At 33.4% G+C, this 16,869-nt stretch carries 17 protein-coding genes; 6 read left to right on the top strand and 11 right to left on the bottom strand.

The features are described 5' to 3' along the window. Positions 1-30 precede the first annotated feature (30 nt). The gene (locus tag L1S35_RS00215) at positions 31-369 is read left to right on the top strand and encodes a tRNA-binding protein (protein ID WP_236395667.1); all 339 of its coding nucleotides are present in this window, start codon (positions 31-33) and stop codon (positions 367-369) included. A 68-nt stretch (positions 370-437) separates the two neighbouring features. Here L1S35_RS00215 and L1S35_RS00210 read toward each other — a convergent pair whose 3' ends face one another. Both L1S35_RS00210 and L1S35_RS00205 read right to left on the bottom strand, forming a co-directional pair. Continuing rightward, the gene (locus L1S35_RS00210; protein ID WP_136153119.1) at positions 438-815 is read right to left on the bottom strand and encodes a PUR family DNA/RNA-binding protein; all 378 of its coding nucleotides are present in this window, start codon (positions 813-815) and stop codon (positions 438-440) included. A gap of 70 nt (positions 816-885) precedes the next feature. Continuing rightward, the gene (locus tag L1S35_RS00205) at positions 886-2,643 is read right to left on the bottom strand and encodes an ABC transporter ATP-binding protein (protein WP_236395665.1); all 1,758 of its coding nucleotides are present in this window, start codon (positions 2,641-2,643) and stop codon (positions 886-888) included. 194 nt (positions 2,644-2,837) lie between these two features. On the opposite strand from L1S35_RS00205, the gene L1S35_RS00200 reads away from it, so the two are divergent. The 4 genes from L1S35_RS00200 (at position 2,838) to yajC (ending at position 5,741) form a co-directional block, all read left to right on the top strand. Next, the gene (locus L1S35_RS00200) at positions 2,838-3,944 is read left to right on the top strand and encodes a Glu/Leu/Phe/Val family dehydrogenase (RefSeq protein ID WP_305070356.1); all 1,107 of its coding nucleotides are present in this window, start codon (positions 2,838-2,840) and stop codon (positions 3,942-3,944) included. Between the two features lie 115 nt (positions 3,945-4,059). Beyond that, on the top strand, positions 4,060-4,965 hold the full coding sequence (gene nusB, locus L1S35_RS00195) for a transcription antitermination factor NusB (protein ID WP_236395663.1): 906 nt from the start codon (positions 4,060-4,062) through the stop codon (positions 4,963-4,965). Between the two features lie 6 nt (positions 4,966-4,971). Further along, entirely contained in the window at positions 4,972-5,451 is a 480-nt protein-coding gene (locus tag L1S35_RS00190; RefSeq protein WP_236395661.1) for a DUF1573 domain-containing protein, read from the top strand. Between the two features lie 14 nt (positions 5,452-5,465). Continuing rightward, the gene (gene yajC / locus L1S35_RS00185) at positions 5,466-5,741 is read left to right on the top strand and encodes a preprotein translocase subunit YajC (RefSeq protein WP_236395659.1); all 276 of its coding nucleotides are present in this window, start codon (positions 5,466-5,468) and stop codon (positions 5,739-5,741) included. A 139-nt stretch (positions 5,742-5,880) separates the two neighbouring features. Here the strand turns inward: yajC and L1S35_RS00180 are convergent, their stop codons facing one another. The 8 genes from L1S35_RS00180 to L1S35_RS00145 form a co-directional block, all read right to left on the bottom strand. Next, on the bottom strand, positions 5,881-6,456 hold the full coding sequence (locus tag L1S35_RS00180; protein ID WP_236395658.1) for a YdeI/OmpD-associated family protein: 576 nt from the start codon (positions 6,454-6,456) through the stop codon (positions 5,881-5,883). A 2-nt stretch (positions 6,457-6,458) separates the two neighbouring features. Beyond that, on the bottom strand, positions 6,459-7,745 hold the full coding sequence (gene pepT, locus L1S35_RS00175; protein WP_236395657.1) for a peptidase T: 1,287 nt from the start codon (positions 7,743-7,745) through the stop codon (positions 6,459-6,461). Between the two features lie 116 nt (positions 7,746-7,861). Further along, positions 7,862-8,089, bottom strand: coding sequence for a hypothetical protein (locus L1S35_RS00170; protein WP_236395656.1), 228 nt, complete (start codon positions 8,087-8,089; stop codon positions 7,862-7,864). Positions 8,090-8,747: 658 nt separating this feature from the next. Then, positions 8,748-9,359: a response regulator transcription factor gene (locus L1S35_RS00165; RefSeq protein ID WP_236395655.1), complete on the bottom strand. Its 612-nt coding sequence runs from the start codon at positions 9,357-9,359 to the stop codon at positions 8,748-8,750. Beyond that, positions 9,356-11,098, bottom strand: coding sequence for a tetratricopeptide repeat-containing sensor histidine kinase (locus L1S35_RS00160; protein WP_236395654.1), 1,743 nt, complete (start codon positions 11,096-11,098; stop codon positions 9,356-9,358). Before L1S35_RS00160 ends, L1S35_RS00165 begins: the two co-directional genes overlap by 4 nt. Before the next feature lie 36 nt (positions 11,099-11,134). Continuing rightward, complete coding sequence (locus L1S35_RS00155) at positions 11,135-11,584, bottom strand: hypothetical protein (RefSeq protein ID WP_236395653.1); 450 nt, start codon at positions 11,582-11,584, stop codon at positions 11,135-11,137. Between the two features lie 120 nt (positions 11,585-11,704). Beyond that, positions 11,705-12,871, bottom strand: a complete 1,167-nt coding sequence (locus tag L1S35_RS00150) for a DUF1501 domain-containing protein (protein ID WP_236395652.1) — start codon at positions 12,869-12,871, stop codon at positions 11,705-11,707. 2 nt (positions 12,872-12,873) lie between these two features. Continuing rightward, on the bottom strand, positions 12,874-14,247 hold the full coding sequence (locus L1S35_RS00145; RefSeq protein WP_236395651.1) for a DUF1800 domain-containing protein: 1,374 nt from the start codon (positions 14,245-14,247) through the stop codon (positions 12,874-12,876). A gap of 147 nt (positions 14,248-14,394) precedes the next feature. Between L1S35_RS00145 and L1S35_RS00140 the strand changes: the two genes are divergently transcribed. Then, positions 14,395-15,879: an aminotransferase class V-fold PLP-dependent enzyme gene (locus L1S35_RS00140; RefSeq protein WP_236396463.1), complete on the top strand. Its 1,485-nt coding sequence runs from the start codon at positions 14,395-14,397 to the stop codon at positions 15,877-15,879. Positions 15,880-15,907: 28 nt separating this feature from the next. On the opposite strand, the gene L1S35_RS00135 is transcribed toward L1S35_RS00140, so the two are convergent. Beyond that, positions 15,908-16,780, bottom strand: a complete 873-nt coding sequence (locus L1S35_RS00135) for a lysophospholipid acyltransferase family protein (RefSeq protein ID WP_236395650.1) — start codon at positions 16,778-16,780, stop codon at positions 15,908-15,910. Between the last annotated feature and the right edge of the window lie 89 nt (positions 16,781-16,869).

Below are 16,869 nucleotides of genomic sequence, written 5' to 3'. Positions count from 1 at the left end.
CTATATAAAAACTTTACAAACACGTTTTTTATGGAACAAACCCTTTCCTGGCAGGATTTTGAAAAAGTTGAAATGCGAATTGGTACCATACTTGAAGTCAATGATTTTCCACAAGCACGAAAACCGGCATTTCAATTGACGATATATTTTGGGGCAGAAATCGGAATTAGAAAATCTTCGGCACAAATCACAAAGCGTTATACAAAAGAAGCTTTAGTAGGGAAACAAATTGTTGCTGTTGTGAATTTCCCTAAGAAACAAATCGGCAATTTTATGAGCGAATGTTTGGTTTTGGGTTCGGTAAACGAAGATGATATTGTTTTGCTTTCTTCAGATTTGAAAGTGGAAAACGGTTTGAGAGTTGGTTAAAAATAAAAAAAGCCCAAAACTAAATAGCTTTGGACTTATTCCTTTTGGCTTATGCCTTTTTACTTTTATTAAATATCGTCAAAATCAATATCGGTAAAACTTTTTTCTGAAGTTGGTTTCTCTTCCGTAGTTTCTTGTTGGTATTCTCTTTTGAAATCCTTTTGATGTCTTTCAGAGATTACTTCTTCGCCCTTGTGGTTCAAAACATAAGCGGTCATTTCTTCTAAAATTTCAGAGAAAGCAGCGAAGTCTTCTTTGTACAAATAAATTTTATGCTTTTTGAAATGAAAAGAACCATCTTCTTCTGTGAATTTTTTACTTTCGGTAATGGTTATGTAGTAATCATCAGCTTTTGTTGCTCTCACATCGAAGAAATAAGTTCTTCTTCCGGCTCTTAAAACTTTAGAAAAAATCTCATCTTTTTCTAACATATCATTTTCTCTCATATTCTTTCGGTCAATTAGTAGTGTTTCTATACAGTTCAAAAATGGTAAATTTTTCGTTACCAAACAACAATTAATTTAATTCTTTTTCCGAAAGTTGTTTCGCATACAATTCGGCATAATAACCGTCTTGGTTTACTAATTGATTATGAGTGCCTTCTTGGATGATTTGTCCTTCGTCGATGATAATTATTTTGTCTGCATTTTTTGCTGAAGAAACCCGGTGGCTTACAATAATGGTCGTTTTGTCTTTAGAAATTTCCAATAAATTATTCAAAATCTGTTCTTCAGTTTCGGTATCTACAGCCGAAAGACAATCGTCAAGCAATAGTATTTCCGGATTTTTGATAATTGCTCTCGCAATAGAAACACGTTGCTTTTGACCGCCCGAAAGTGTGATGCCACGTTCTCCTAAAATGGTTTCGTATTGTTTTTTGAAGTGAACAATATTGTTGTGGACCACTGCTTTTTTTGCAGCATTAATTACTTCTTCGTCGGTGGCATTTTCTTTTCCGAATTTGATGTTGTTTTTAATCGTGTCCGAGAAAAGAAAAGCATCCTGTGGGACAATGCCAATGCTGTTTCTTAAGTCATTTAAATTGACTTCATCAATCTTCTGGCCATCGATAGTTATCGTTCCGTCTTTGATGTCATACATTCTTGTAATCAAAGATAAAATGCTCGATTTTCCCGAACCTGTTTTTCCTAAAATCGCTAAAGTTTCGCCTCTTTTTACTGTGAATGAAATATTTTGCAACGCAGTAATTTCAGTATCTTCATAAGTGAAAGTCACATTTCGGAATTCGATATTGCCTTGTATGTTTGTTTTCTCTGTGGTTTTGTTTTTGATTTCAGGTTCAATTTTTAGGAATTCATTAATCCTTTTTTGCGAAGCTTCGGCTTCCTGAACCAATGAAGAAACCCAGCCAATTGAAGCCACAGGCCAAGTCAGCATATTCACATACAAAATAAATTCGGCAATGGTTCCAATGCTTTTTATGGTTCCGTCGATGTACATTATTCCACCAACATAAATCACAACCAGATTACTTACACCAATCAAAGCCAACATTAACGGACCAAAAAGCGATTGAACTCCGGCCAAACTCATACTTTTGGATTTGCTTTCTTTGGCCAAATCATTCAAATTGTTTTGATATTGATTTTCCAATGCATACGCTTTTACGACACGAATTCCGGAGAATATTTCCTGCGTAAAACTCGAAACCTTTGATAAATATTGTTGAAAAATTGTGCTTCTCTTATTGATCTCCTGACTTAATTTAAAAATGATAAAGGCAAGAATTGGCAAAGGGAGAATAGTATATAATGTAAGTAGTGGCGAAACATTATACATATATATAATGACAACAGTAAATCGGATAAATGTGTTGATGGTATACATTACTGCCGGTCCAACATACATTCTGACTTTTCCAACGTCTTCACTGATACGGTTCATCAAATCTCCGGTTCGGTTGCGTTTGTAAAAATTCTGATCCAGAACTTCATAATGTTTAAAGACTTCATTTTTCAAATCAAACTCAACATGACGCGACATTACAATTAACGTTTGTCGCATCAAAAAAGTTAAAACACCGGCAATTAAAGTGGTGCCAATAATCCAAAAGATATTTTGAATTAATTCGGTTTTAACTGCTTCATTACTCAAACCGTTTTTATAAAAATCTTCAATGACTTTAAAAGATTTGCTAATGAGCTTAGGAGTAAAGAGTGAGAAAATTTGTGCTACAATGGTGGTAATAATTCCTAATAAAAAATGGAATTTATATTTGACAAAATATTTGTTTAAATACTGAAGTTCTTTCATTGAAAATCTACAAAATGGAATTTTAAAAACAGTTTAGTGTTAAATCGTTAAAAACATTTAAATTATTATATTCTTGATTTAAATTGATTTTATTAACAAATTGCTAATTATTTTTGATTTTAGTGAATTTTATTGAATAAAGTTTTAATTTTGTACGGACTTTTTTAAAAAGCCTTAATTAATACATTAACAAAATGACATCAGAAATCACTACACCGGCAGAGCTTAAAAAAATGGATCCCGTTTTTGGTCAGCTATCTTTTGATAATCACGAACAAATTGTTTTTTGTAATGACAAAGATACAGGATTAAAAGCAATTATCGGAATCCACAATACGGTAATGGGACCGGCACTTGGAGGTACAAGAATGTGGAATTATGCAAACGAATGGGAAGCCTTGAATGATGTTTTACGTCTTTCACGTGGAATGACTTATAAGTCTGCCATAACAGGTTTGAATCTTGGTGGCGGAAAAGCTGTAATTATTGGCGATGCCAAAACAGATAAAACTCCGGAAATGATTACACGTTTTGGTCAGTTTGTAAATTCGCTAAGCGGAAAATACATAACTGCTGAAGATGTTGGAACTACTACTGAAGATATGGACAGAATTCATGAAGTAACTAACTTTGTTACCGGAATTTCTATTGAAAAAGGTGGTTCGGGTAATCCTTCTCCGGTAACTGCTTACGGTGTTTACATGGGAATGAAAGCTGCTGCAATGTACCAGTTTGGTTCAGATAACTTGGCCGGAAAAAAAGTTTTGGTTCAAGGAAACGGTCATGTTGGAGAAACATTGATTAGTCATTTGACAAAAGAAGGGGCCATTGTTTATGTATCCGATATTCATCAGGACAAAATGGAAAACATGGTAGCAAAATACGGAGCCAAAATTTTCACAGGAGCTGATTTATATGCTGCAGATGTTGATATTTATTCGCCTTGTGCTTTAGGTGCAACAATCAATGATGATACTATTTATAAAATTAAAGCCAAAGTAATTGCTGGTGCTGCCAATAATCAATTAGCTGTTGAAGCCATTCACGGACCAATTTTAAGAGAAAGAGGCATTGCTTATGCACCCGATTTCTTGATTAATGCTGGTGGAATTATCAATGTTTATGGTGAATTGGTTAAGTATGCCGAAGGTGAAGCCATCAAAAAAACAGAGAACATCTACAATACTACGCTTGAGATTTTTGGTTTTGCTGATAAAAATAATTTGACAACACAACAAGCAGCAATGCAAATTGCAGAAAACAGAATTGCTCAAAGAAAAAAAGAAAACGCTGCTAAATAAAGCCGTTTCAAAATAAAATAATTACTATTTTTGCAAAGCGAAAGATTATCTTTCGCTTTGTTAATTTTAAAAGTTCTTACCCGTGTTAAACAGAAGACATATTCGAGTTAAAGTGATGCAGTCAATCTACGCGATGCATCAAAAAAGTTCTGATGATATTGAAAAAGAAGAAAAGTTTTTGCTTCACAGTATCGATAGTATTCAGGATTTGTATTTAATCATGGTGTCTTCATTGGTTGAAATCAGAAAAAAAGAAATTGTCTTTTTAGAAGCTTCGAGCAAAAAGCATTTAGCTACACCGGAAGAAAAAAATCCCAACAGAAAATTTGTCAACAATGCAGTTTTTCAATTATTGGAAGAAAGCAATTCGTTGAGCATCGCTTTAGAAAAAAGGAAAATTACAAACTGGTCAATGAACGATGACTATATTTTGATTTTACTTAATGAAATTAAACAAAGTTCGTTGTATGAAAAGTACATGAGCACCAAGAAAAGTTCTTTTGAAGAAGATAAAGAATTTGTGGCAGCTATGTTTACCGAATTGATTGCTCCAAATGAGAAGTTATACGAATATCTGGAAGACAATAAATTAACCTGGATTGATGATATTCCGGTAGTGAATACTCAAATTCAAAAGCAGTTGAAACAAGTTTCTGAAAGTGCCGAATTTAAAGTAGCCAAATTATACAAAGATCAGGAAGATCAGGAATTTGTGAGTTTGTTGTTCAGAAAGACGGTACTTAATGAAGTAGAATTGGCTAAAGAATACATTGACAAAACGCCAAATTGGGATGCAGACAGAATTGCAGAAATCGATACCATCATTTTGAAAATGGCAATCTGTGAGTTTTTAAAATTTCCATCAATTCCGGTCAAAGTGACTATCAATGAATATTTGGAATTAGCTAAAGAATATTCAACACCAAAAAGCAGTATTTTTATCAATGGAATTTTAGATAATTTGGTCAAAGAATTTCAAAGCGAAAATAAAATACAAAAAACAGGAAGAGGTTTAATGTAATTATAAATGATGACAAGAAAATTCAATTTATTGTTTTTACTAGGTTTGTTCATAATAGCAACCGCTTGTAAAAAAGAAAATACCGAAACGATTCCAACAAATCAGCCAACCGATAATGTTAATCTTTCAAATCCGTCAAAATCGGTTCCTGCAAACGGGAAATATCCAATAATGAGTTTTGACCAAGAGGAGCATGATTTTGGTACCATCCAACAAGGAGATAATGCAGTATATGATTTTTCCTTTAAAAATACTGGCGAAGCCGATTTGATAATTACATCTGCAAGAGGTTCTTGTGGTTGTACTGTTCCGGATTACCCAAAAACACCTATAAAGGTTGGTGAATCGGGAAAAATACATGTATGGTTTACTTCAGCAGGAAAGCAAGGTATAACATCCAAAACGGTAACTATTATTTGCAACACCAAAGAAGAAAACAAAATATTAACAATTAAAGCTAACATCAAAGTGCCTAAAAAAGGCTAAATAAATCAATTATTATGGGACAACTAGGTCAATTTTTACCGTTTTTATTAATGTTTGTGGTTATCTATTTCTTTATGATTAGACCACAACAAAAGAAAATCAAACAAGAAAAAGAATTCGAGGCAGGTTTAAAAGTGGGTGATAAAATCATTACTAAAAGTGGTTTCCACGGAAAAATTGCTGAGTTGGCAGAAACCTCAGTGGTAATAGAAACCATGTCAGGAAAACTTAAAATTGAGCGTTCTGCTATTTCGTTAGAATTGACAGCAGCGTTGAATAAAAAAGCGTAAGCTTTTTTATAAATTCCAAAACTAAAATTTCAAATTCCAAAAAGATTTCAAATAAAAAATCCCAAACTCCTATATTGGAATTTGGGATTTTTTTATTGGATTTTATTTGTGTTTTGGTTTTTAAAAATTGGAATTTCTCCTATCTGTATTTATCATTCAAGCCAACTCCATCAATAATCATTGGTTTGATTTTCTCTAATCTTGTGATTTTGGTTTTTTCCTGTTTGGCAGTTGCCATAAATTCCCAAAATTCCTTTTGTTTGTATGGACTGAATTTTTCAAAAGCAATCTTCAACTTTGAATCTTTATTGAGTTCTCTTTGAAAGAAATCACATTTCATTGCTTCTTTCTTCTCGGGTTTTATTACAAGACCGGTTTTTTCGTTGGCAATTGCTTCGTTGATATAATGCAAAACCAGTTTTTCATTAACATCGTCAGCGGAAGTGAACCGCCATTGCCGCAAACCTTTGGTCACACCTTCATTTGCGTTGATCAGGACTTTGGCATCGTCTTTTAGAAACACACCATTCCAAAACCAAATAACAAAATAGTTTTTGAAACCACCAATTCCCAATACATTTTTGTTGTTGATGGTATAGACTTCGCCACCCCATTTATTGGTTTCAACCAACTCGGTTTTTTGAATAATTTCGCGCAACAAGGCAAGTTCTTCACCCCATTGATTGGTTTTATCCCAAGTTTTTTTTTCGGTCATGTCTAATCACTATTTTTCTTTTTAGACTTCTTATTTTCTGTTTTTGAAAAATCAGTAGTAGCGGTAAGTTCAGCGATTTTGATGATGACATCAATTGCTTTTTGCATGCTTTCTACCGGAACATATTCATATTTTCCGTGGAAGTTATGTCCGCCGGCAAAAATATTAGGGCATGGTAACCCCATATAAGATAATCGGCATCCATCAGTTCCACCACGAATTGGTTTTATCAACGGTTTTATGTCTAAGGATTTCATAGCTTTTTCAGCCAAATCAACAATAAACATTACTGGTTCAACCTTTTCTTTCATGTTATAATATTGATCTTTGATAGTTGTGATTACAATATCTTCACCAAATTGTTTTGAGAATTTTTTGTTGAATTTCTTCGTAATATCATGAACTAACTCTTTGCGTTTTTTGAATTTTTTCATATCGTGGTCACGAATGATTAAATCCAGTTTGGTTTCTTCAATGCTTCCCGAAATTCCGGTTACGTGAAAGAAACCTTCGTAACCTTTGGTTTCCTGTGGTGTTTCATGCTTAGGTAATTCATTGATAAAATCGTTAGCAATAAGCATGGAGTTTATCATTTTTCCTTTAGCATAACCAGGATGCACACTTTTTCCTTTGAAGGTAATTTTTACACCGGCAGCATTAAAATTTTCATACTCTAATTCGCCAATCTGACTTCCGTCCATAGTGTATGCCCAATCGGCACCAAATTTTTTTACATCAAATAAATCGGCACCACGGCCAATTTCTTCATCGGGAGTAAATCCAACCCGAATTTTTCCGTGTTTAATTTGTGGATTGTTGACCAAATATTCCATAGCAGTTACAATCTCGGTGATACCGGCTTTGTCATCGGCACCAAGAAGCGTTAAACCATTGGTTGTGATTAGAGTTTGTCCTTTGTATAGTAATAAATCTTTGAAATAATTTGGCGATAAAACGATATTTTCCTCTTTGTTTAAAACAATATCACCACCATCATAGTTTGGAATTATTTGAGGCTTTACATCTTTACCTGTAAAATCAGGAGTTGTATCGAAGTGAGAAATAAAACCAATCGTTGGAACTTCGTGGTCAACATTAGAAGGCAAGGTCGCCATGATATAACCATGTTTGTCAATTGTGACTTCTTTAAGGCCTATGGTTTTTAGTTCTTCAGCCAGCTTATTAGCTAAATCAAACTGTTTTTTTGTACTTGGAGTAGTGTCAGAATTTGGGTCTGATTCAGTATCAATAGTGACATAGCTTATAAAGCGGTCGATAATGTGTTGCATTTGATTATATTTTTAGCAAATATAATCAATGTTGTTTTATCTTCTTATTTCAGCAGAGTTTGATTTACCTCTCTAAAACTATTTTTTGAATGGTAATTTGAAGTGTTTTTACCGGTTTATCTCAAATAACTTTGTACAAAAGTTAAAAAAGTGTTCGGACTCATAGGTGCGGCTACGGAGTTGATACATCTGTCAACTGCATAAGCAATTCGCACTCGTGGTAAATCGGGAAATTCTTCTGCTATAACTTGTATTAAAATTCTTCGTTCCATTGGTTTGGTTCCATTAATGAATTGGTATTCATATATGGCTTTACAATTGTTTTCTACTTTGTTCCAACTCATGATTTCTGAATTTTTTTATTCCGCTGCGCTCCATACAGTTCGGATGTGCCTCGGGTGTTGTTTGTTCTTGGTATTTCCTCACAATCCCTCTTGTAGTAGTAATCGTCTCAAATTAAAAAAGCAAGAGGGTTGAAGGAATTTTAATTATAATTTCAACAATATATATAATTCACATCCTACTAAAATTATGCTGAATACTAAAAGGATTTTGATAATAATACTTGTTGTTTTATCAGCTGCAGTTAGCATGTTTTTGGTATCAATTTTTAGAGTCTTCATAGTTCCTATAACTAAAATTAGTTTTTCATCATCAGGTAAAGCTCATAACAAACGACTATCACGCACCACACTATAACAACTTTGATGATAATGATTACTGTTTTCCGATATTTAATCAGCACGTTGCGTTCATCAATGCTTAAATTAATTTTTGGAAGTTTCATCGTATAACTTACCTGCCTTTTTCAATTTCTAATTATAAAAAACCTGCCCTATTCAAAATTCAAATACCACTATGAGATTGTTCGGGCAGGATTTCTAATTTAAACCACTTGTTATAATTATGTTATAATAACGTTTCAAAGTTCGAAAAAGGAAATCACAAAAAAATCCCCATCAATGGGGATTTTTAATTTATTTTTAATGACACCTTTTGAGGTTAGAAATCGTATTTTCGTTCTACAGCAAATCGCAATAAATCGTTTTTTCCTGTAATGTTAAATTTCTTTATAATGTTCTTGCGATGTGTGTCAACTGTTGATTTTCCTATGTTTAAAGTATCGGCGATTTCTTGAGAAGATTTACCTTCGCCAACTAATCGGAGAATTTCTTTTTCACGAGAACTTAAGATAATAGCTTCTTTGGTTTGGGAATCTTTTGCGGAAATAGCATCGTCAAAAAAAGTTTCGTTTCTGGCCACGGTTCTGATTGCATCGATTACGGTTTGCAATGAGGAATTTTTCATAATATAACCAGAAGCTCCAGCGGCTTTCATTTGTTCGATAGCTTCATCTTGTTCAAACATGCTAAAAGCGATAATTTTTGTTTCCGGGAATTGTTTTTTGATGATTCGGGTTGCTGTAATACCGTCGCATTTTGGCATACGTATGTCTGTGATGACTACGCTTGGTCTTTTGGCTTTTACCAATTCAATAAGCTCTTCACCATCATTGGATTCGCCCACAATCATAATGTCTGCTTCGTTTTTAAAAAATAACTTCATGCCATCTATAAGTGCCTGATGGTCTTCGGCAATAGCTAGTGTTATCATAAGGGTATATCAATTAAAATAGAAGTGCCTCTTTTTTCAGTGCTGTCAATAGTGAAAACGCCTCCCATTTGTTCCACTTTCTTTTCAATATTGGCTAATCCCATACCATCTTTCTTATCTATTTTTTTATAATTAAATCCATCGCCATTATCTTCTATGATGATATTTAAACTATCATCATGTTGCGTAAGATGAATACTAATTTCTGTAGCATTAGCATGCTTTATGGCATTGGTTAGTAATTCTTGTATCATTCTGAAAATGGTTACCTCGAGTGCATTTTCTAAGCGTTCTTCAAGTCCAAACGGAATAACTTCAACAGCAAGTTTTCCTGGAATATTCATTTTATTAGCAATGTTTCTAATAGCCGGCAGCAATCCTTGGTTAGCAATTACGCCTGCATTTTTAGTATGAGCAATGGTACGTACTTTTTGATAAGCTTCTTCTATTAATTCGTCGGTTTTGTTAAATAAATTATCAGCATCATCGTTGTTTACATCTTGTTTTTTCAGGCTTTGAAAATTGAGTTTTAGTGTGGCAAGCAAACTTCCCAGATTATCGTGCAGGTCATTGGCTATTTTGATTCGCTCTTTTTCCTGTCCTTCAAGCAATTTGTCTATTTCGTGAAGCTCTTGTTCCTGAAGCACATTTTCAAGTTTCTGGGTTTGAATTAGTTTTTCCTGCTCTACAATTTTTTTCTTTTTGCGGAGGTTTTTGTATCCCAAAAAGATTAAAATTAAAAGTACTATCAAGAAAACAATTACCGCTCCTCCTTTTTTCGTAAGACTTTTTAACCAGGCTATTTCATCTTTGTGTTCTTTGGTTTTGTATTTAGCATCAATATCCCTTATGGCTTTTACTTGTTGGTTATCGTCATTTAGGCTTTGATATACTTTTTGCTTATCAGTATATTCCAGAGCTTTTTTATAATTCTTCATTTCCTTATACAAGTCAGCCATATATCCATACAGGATGATTCGGGTATTCGTATTATTGTCTTTTATATCTAGAGCCTCCGCTTTTTTATACATTATCATGGCAGAGTCATATTTTTTTTCTTTTATGAGAACATCTGCTTGGTTGACATAGTTACATGCTATGTCAAAGTTTAAATGGTGTTTTTGATAAAAATCAAGAGCTAAAGCATTAAATTTTCGGGCTAATTTATAGTTATGTATTTTTTCAGTATATACTAATCCGATATTTGACCTTACATCAGCCTCAAAGAAAGAATCCTTTACTTTTTTATTTTCAAGTATTGCTTTTTGATAATAGTCTATTGCTTTTGATGGATCAGAATCAAATAAATTATTGCCTATTTCTTTATAGGTTTTACATAACAAAGGAATATTGTTTCTTTTAATAGCATAATCAACCGCTTCATCAATTAGGTATTTGTAATCTTTGTAATTATAATCGGTTAGACGTTTTATTTCAACAATGATTAGGTTTACTTCAATAACTTTATCGTAATTTTTTTGTGATTTATAAATATCATTGGCTTTCATGAAATAGGACAAACCAGCAGCGCCATTGCTATTTGCATAGTAAGTTTGCCCATACAAATAATAAAATAGTGCTTTGTCGTTATTAGATAATTGGCTCGGTTCTATTTTTTTTAACCCCAACATTCTTTCGTTGAAGTCTAAATTTTCAAAACTAGTTTCTATACTTTTTAATCTTTTGTTTTGTGCCATAGCAAAGACAGTGATAAAAAGGAATACCACTGTCTTGGTCATGATTTTTAATTTGAAAGCTTTATACATCAAGATTTTTTATCTTAGAATACCAGTACCTCTTGCTCCAGGAGGTGATCCTTTTGAATAATAGACATACGTTTCTGCTTTATAGTTTTTGATGTAATCATCATCATAAGTATTATTTATCGGGTCAAAACCAATTCCGTGATGTAAAATGACATCAATAGTATCACTATTTTGTATGCTAAAAATGTCTTTATCACCCGGAGTTAAATAACTTTGATTCAAATTCGTAAATGGCACCTCACTTGCCATACAGGCACAATCAGCCGGAAAAGTACTTAAATCCTTATCATTCCCGTCTTTAGTCTGAAGAATAGCTACAATAGCATAACGGCTTGCATTAGAAATGTCATAGTAGTCTGTGATTTCATAAAGATCGGTGTCAATATTTGTGGTTTGTCCTGCCAAATTGAACTCCAGTTTTGTGCTATCAAAAGTTCCAAATGAATCATAGATTTTCATAATGTTTGTGTTTTAGGTTAATAGTTTCAAAATTCGGAGTTTAAGTTATAAAAAAAATCCCCACTAATGGGGATTTTCTTAATTTTTAAGTAACAAATATTGTAAGTGAAGAATAGGTATTTAAAATAACCCGCTCAAAGCTTTATTTGATATTCCAATTTTAGTGTAATCAAAGTTCATTTTACTTTGTAACAAAGAGGCATAAACACTTCTAAAATCAACTTCATGTTTTAAATCACCGTTATCTAAATCAGCTAGGTTTGGATTGTTGCCAATAATCTTTCCTTGGTTGTTTCCTCCTATAATAAACATTGGTGCTGCAGTTCCATGATCTGTTCCGTTGCCGTTGTCTTTGACACGTCTTCCAAATTCTGAAAAGACAACCAAAGTAACATTTTGAAGCAATTGTGCCTTTTTTAGTTCAGTGTAAAAACTGTAAATCGCATCATTAAGTTCAGTTAAATTACGTTGCTGAATATTGATTTGATTATCATGAGTGTCATATCCGTTTTGCGATGTATAATAGACTTTTGAGTTTAGATTCCCTTTTATTAATCGTGCAATCCATTCTAAATTTTTACCTAAACCTGTCTTTGGATAATTGATTTCCGAAGTAGATTTTGCCAATGCTTTTTGAATATCAGACGAACCTTCAGAAACTGAATTGGCAATCTTACGCACAAAATCTAATTGCGGATTATCAGAAAGTTTTGCGGCATCATCACTATTGGTTTTCACCTTAAACCGATTTGGATCTTTAACTGTAATCGAATTGGGTTCATTTCCTTTTAAAGATAAAGTATCGATGCTGTCAAAATTTACTCCAGCTGTTGGCTCATGCTCTTTGCATTGCAAATCAAGATATCTTCCCAGCCAACCACTACTTAAATATTGATTGGAATCCGCAGCTGTTTGCCATATTTCCTGACTGCGAAAATGTGAACGATTTGGTTCTGGATAACCTACATTTTGGATGATGGTTAAATCTCCATTTTGCTGCATTGTCGCAAAATCTTTCAATGCCGGATGAAATGCCATACCATTATTTCTGCTGATAATATTGCTTTTATTCAATGCAATTTTGGTACGATATTCATAATATAACGGATCTTCAAAAGGAATAAACGTATTCAAACCATCATTGCCACCATTCAACTGAATGAATACCAAACATTGTTCGCCAATTACTAAATTGGATTGTGAACCAAAAGCATGAAGAAAGTTTGGCAGAAGCAATGTTCCGCCTGTGAATGTTCCTGTGAGCGTGAGAAAGTTTCTTCTGTTCATGGCTATATTATTTGAAATTCAGGTGTTTTAATCATGTTGTTAAACAAACGCATCACAGCGTTATCTGCACCTTCTGCTTTTGGATTGAAATCGTATTTCAAAAGTGTTTCCCAATCTTTTTGCATATTGTCATCGGCTTGAAACAGTAATCTGTCTTGCAGTTCGGCTATGATAGTTTTATTATTGCCTGATTTTGTCCAGTTTAAGGAAACTTTTATCAATTGATTTTCATTATCCATATATTGTGCTTTTTTACTTATATTTTTCCCGTTGCACAATAAATCGGCTGCGTTATTTCGTTGTAAATACACTTGTGAACTCAGCCATTCTTTGCCACCATTCCAACCTTTTACATTGGATTGATTAAACAAGTCCATGCCTTGTTGTTTCAAATAAAAAGCTAATAGTTTAGGATTTAATTGCTCAACATTCAATTCATTCAACACTTGTAAAATATAAACCAACGGGTCTTTTATTTTGCTTCCTGCATTGTCTTTTGGAAATTCTTCTGTAAATATTTTAGTCAATAGTGGCTTGATTTCAAAATCCACTTTTCTAAAATAATCACCATAATAATGAACCAATTCTTCTGAAGGAGTATCATAAATAAACCATTTCAAAATTTTTTGTGTAATCAAATACGGAATCGCTTTTTGTTCAAAAATGATATCAATCATATCGTCTGCTTTGAATTTTCCGGTTTTTCCAAAATAAGTAATCGTATCATTATTTTCCAGAAATGGTCTGTATTCTGCTTTGTCTTCGCCGATGGTAAGTCCGGCCAAACCTTTGGCTCCGTTTTTAATATCGTTTTCAGTATAATTGCCGATACCAAGGGTGAAAAGTTCCAGTAATTCCCGACTCAGATTTTCATTGATTTTGTCTCTTTTGTTATCGACATTGTCTAAATAGCGAACCATAGCATTGGTCTGAATCATCTTTTTGGTTAGCGTTTTGAAATTCCCAAAAGCATTTTCCCTTAGAATTTGATTGTGTTGGTAAATCCAATGATTTACTTTCACTTTTTGAAAAGTAGCAACAAAGTGATTATGCCAAAAGCAAGTCATTTTTTCGCGTAGCGGAAATTCATCAGCAATCATTTTTTGCAGCCACCAAGCTTTTAATTCCTGTTGCACCTGAAGCTCAACTTTTAATAATTCTTTGACATTGGTAGCATTTGAACTTTTAATTTCCTGGCGTTTGGCTTTTAACTCTTTTAATGATTTAGGACTGTTGTCCAACAAACTTGGCACTTTTTTATCAAAAGAAGAAGAAAAGGATTTGTCCAGGAATTTTGACAATCCCAATTGTTCAATTGATTTGCTTTGCTTTCCGGAAAATCCCAATCGAAGTGACCAAAGGGTGTTTTTGTTCATAATGATTTCAAAATTTACTTGGAGTTAAGAGTAGTAAAGATAAGAAAGGTTTAAATGTCAATGATAATTTATGAATATGTCAAAGAAGTTCAATTATTTTCAACTAAAATTAAAAATAATGTATCTTTGAACTCAAATTATTATCGAATGATTACCACTGCAACCCAAACTAAATTAGAACACTATTTTCAGCAATTTCGCCGAAATATTATTGGTATCGACCAAGAGTTTGAAACACCTTTTGGGAAAAAGAAAATTATCTATACAGATTGGACTGCCAGTGGAAGATTGTACCGCCCGATAGAAGAAAAGCTAATGAACGAATTTGGTCCTTTTGTGGCCAACACACATACAGAAACTACCGTTTCCGGAACAGCTATGACGATGGCGTATCATGAAGCGAAAAGCATTATTAAACGTCATGTAAACGCAAATGATAATGATGTTTTAATCAACACAGGAACCGGAATGACGGGTGTTGTCAATAAGTTTCAACGCATCCTTGGACTGAAAGTGCCGGAAAATCTTAAAGAATTCATTGCAATTCCAAAAGAATTAAAACCAGTCGTTTTTATTTCGCATATGGAACATCATTCTAATCAAACTTCGTGGTTAGAGACAATAGCTGATGTTGTTATTCTTCCTGCAAACGAAGAAGGATTGTTTTGTTTAGAAGAGTTCAAAGAATCATTACAAAAATACAAAGACCGAAGTTTTAAAATTGCCTCAATTACTTCTTGTTCTAACGTTACCGGAATTAGAACTCCGTATCACGAAGTGGCTAAAATCATGCATCAAAATAACGGTGTTTGTTTTGTAGATTTTGCCTGCTCAGGACCTTATGTCGACATTGATATGCATCCGGATGATGAAAGTTATTTAGATGCAATTTTCTTTTCACCACATAAATTTTTAGGTGGCCCGGGAACTTCTGGAGTTTTGGTTTTTAATAAAAATCTATACCATAATAACGTGCCTGATTGTCCTGGTGGCGGAACCGTAAGCTGGACAAATCCTTGGGGAGAACATAAATACATTGACAATATCGAGGATAGGGAAGATGGTGGAACTCCTGGTTTTCTTCAGGTGATAAAAACGGCTTTAGCCATTCAGTTGAAAGAGCAAATGGGAGTAAAAAATATTCTGGACAGAGAACACGAAATCGTTGATTATGTTTTTTCAGAATTGAATACTATTGACAATATTCACATTCTGGCCAACCAGCATCAGGAAAGGTTGGGAGTGATTTCTTTTTATATTGATGATTTGCACTTTAATTTGGGAGTAAAATTATTAAACGATAAATTCGGAATTCAAACGCGTGGTGGCTGCAGTTGTGCCGGAACTTACGGACATTATCTGCTGCATGTTGACCAGCAAACATCACATGATTTGGTTTGTCAAATTACATCGGGAGATTTAATTAAAAAACCGGGATGGATTAGGATGTCTATTCATCCAACAACAACCTCTGAAGAAATTCAAATGGTTTGTGATAGCATTAAAGCTTTAGCAAAAAATCATAAAGAATGGGCAAAAGAGTATCTGTATAATCCGGTAACCAATGAATTTGCCCACAATAAAGCAGCTAATCAGGAAAAAGAAATGGTAAAAGACTGGTTTAAATTTTAGATACTGCCAACTGCGCTTTAACTGAACACTATTTCTTCCTATGTTTCCATCGCTTATGCGTCCACAAATAAAATTCAGGAGCTTCCAGTATTTGTTTTTCAACTCTTCTCAAAAAGTCATCTGAGATATCATAGTTCGGAACTTCTTTCGGATTATCAACCATTAGTTCAAACGTAGCTTCATAGTATCCACGTTTTACTCTTTTATTTTTTAGGAAAATAACATTCATATCAAAGCGTTTGGCAAGCATTTCGCCACCGGTATGAACCGGAACTTCGATTCCCATAAATCTAGACCAATGATTTGCTTTAGTAGCTTGTGGGGATTGATCGCTGGCAAAACCATAAACTCCTAAATGATTTGTTTTGTAATTTTTTTCAATAGTCGGAATAGTTTCTCTTGTGCTTAACAAAGTCGCCTTAAACTTAGACCGAATATCTTTTACTAACTTGTCAAAATACTTATTGTTTATTTTTTTATAAATGCCATATCCTTCAAAGGTGATATGATAATTCATAGAAACTGCCCATTCATAAGAAGCATAATGAGCACAAAGCAAAGCGATACTTTTGCCTTTTTTTTCCATATCCAGATATAAATCTAAGTTGGTAAATACAAATCGCTTTTCCATCTCTTTTTGAGAGATTGACATTGTTTTTATCATTTCCAGAAACATATCACACATATAACGGTAGAATTTCTTTTCGATGTTTAATCGCTCTTTTGCTGATAAATGTGGCAATGTCATAGCAATGTTATCACGGACGACTTTTTTGCGATAGCCAAAAACATTATATACCAAAATGCAGACAAAATCAGAAAACAAATAAAGTAACGGAAACGGAAGAATAGAGATTAGCCAAATGAATGGATATACCAGAATAAAAATAATGAATTGCATTCGCTATAATTTTATGCAAATATAAAGTTTAAAGTTATTTTAACGTATGCTATTTAACAATTGCTGCAGAAGTATTATTATTTTTACTG

This window comes from Flavobacterium anseongense (genome assembly GCF_021608185.1).
GTDB lineage: Bacteria > Bacteroidota > Bacteroidia > Flavobacteriales > Flavobacteriaceae > Flavobacterium > Flavobacterium anseongense.
Note: the sequence above shows the minus strand (reverse complement) of the source record. Positions and strands in the feature narration are given on the sequence as shown.

Bases quoted from the DNA above. Each gene is read 5' to 3' on its own strand.
- L1S35_RS00215 (WP_236395667.1), top strand. From the start codon at position 31: ATGGAACAAACCCTTTCCTGGCAGGATTTTGAAAAAGTTGAAATGCGA.
- L1S35_RS00210 (WP_136153119.1), bottom strand. From the start codon at position 815: ATGAGAGAAAATGATATGTTAGAAAAAGATGAGATTTTTTCTAAAGTT.
- L1S35_RS00205 (WP_236395665.1), bottom strand. From the start codon at position 2,643: ATGAAAGAACTTCAGTATTTAAACAAATATTTTGTCAAATATAAATTC.
- L1S35_RS00200 (WP_305070356.1), top strand. From the start codon at position 2,838: ATGACATCAGAAATCACTACACCGGCAGAGCTTAAAAAAATGGATCCC.
- nusB (WP_236395663.1), top strand. From the start codon at position 4,060: ATGCAGTCAATCTACGCGATGCATCAAAAAAGTTCTGATGATATTGAA.
- L1S35_RS00190 (WP_236395661.1), top strand. From the start codon at position 4,972: ATGATGACAAGAAAATTCAATTTATTGTTTTTACTAGGTTTGTTCATA.
- yajC (WP_236395659.1), top strand. From the start codon at position 5,466: ATGGGACAACTAGGTCAATTTTTACCGTTTTTATTAATGTTTGTGGTT.
- L1S35_RS00180 (WP_236395658.1), bottom strand. From the start codon at position 6,456: ATGACCGAAAAAAAAACTTGGGATAAAACCAATCAATGGGGTGAAGAA.
- pepT (WP_236395657.1), bottom strand. From the start codon at position 7,745: ATGCAACACATTATCGACCGCTTTATAAGCTATGTCACTATTGATACT.
- L1S35_RS00170 (WP_236395656.1), bottom strand. From the start codon at position 8,089: ATGAGTTGGAACAAAGTAGAAAACAATTGTAAAGCCATATATGAATAC.
- L1S35_RS00165 (WP_236395655.1), bottom strand. From the start codon at position 9,359: ATGATAACACTAGCTATTGCCGAAGACCATCAGGCACTTATAGATGGC.
- L1S35_RS00160 (WP_236395654.1), bottom strand. From the start codon at position 11,098: ATGACCAAGACAGTGGTATTCCTTTTTATCACTGTCTTTGCTATGGCA.
- L1S35_RS00155 (WP_236395653.1), bottom strand. From the start codon at position 11,584: ATGAAAATCTATGATTCATTTGGAACTTTTGATAGCACAAAACTGGAG.
- L1S35_RS00150 (WP_236395652.1), bottom strand. From the start codon at position 12,871: ATGAACAGAAGAAACTTTCTCACGCTCACAGGAACATTCACAGGCGGA.
- L1S35_RS00145 (WP_236395651.1), bottom strand. From the start codon at position 14,247: ATGAACAAAAACACCCTTTGGTCACTTCGATTGGGATTTTCCGGAAAG.
- L1S35_RS00140 (WP_236396463.1), top strand. From the start codon at position 14,395: ATGATTACCACTGCAACCCAAACTAAATTAGAACACTATTTTCAGCAA.
- L1S35_RS00135 (WP_236395650.1), bottom strand. From the start codon at position 16,780: ATGCAATTCATTATTTTTATTCTGGTATATCCATTCATTTGGCTAATC.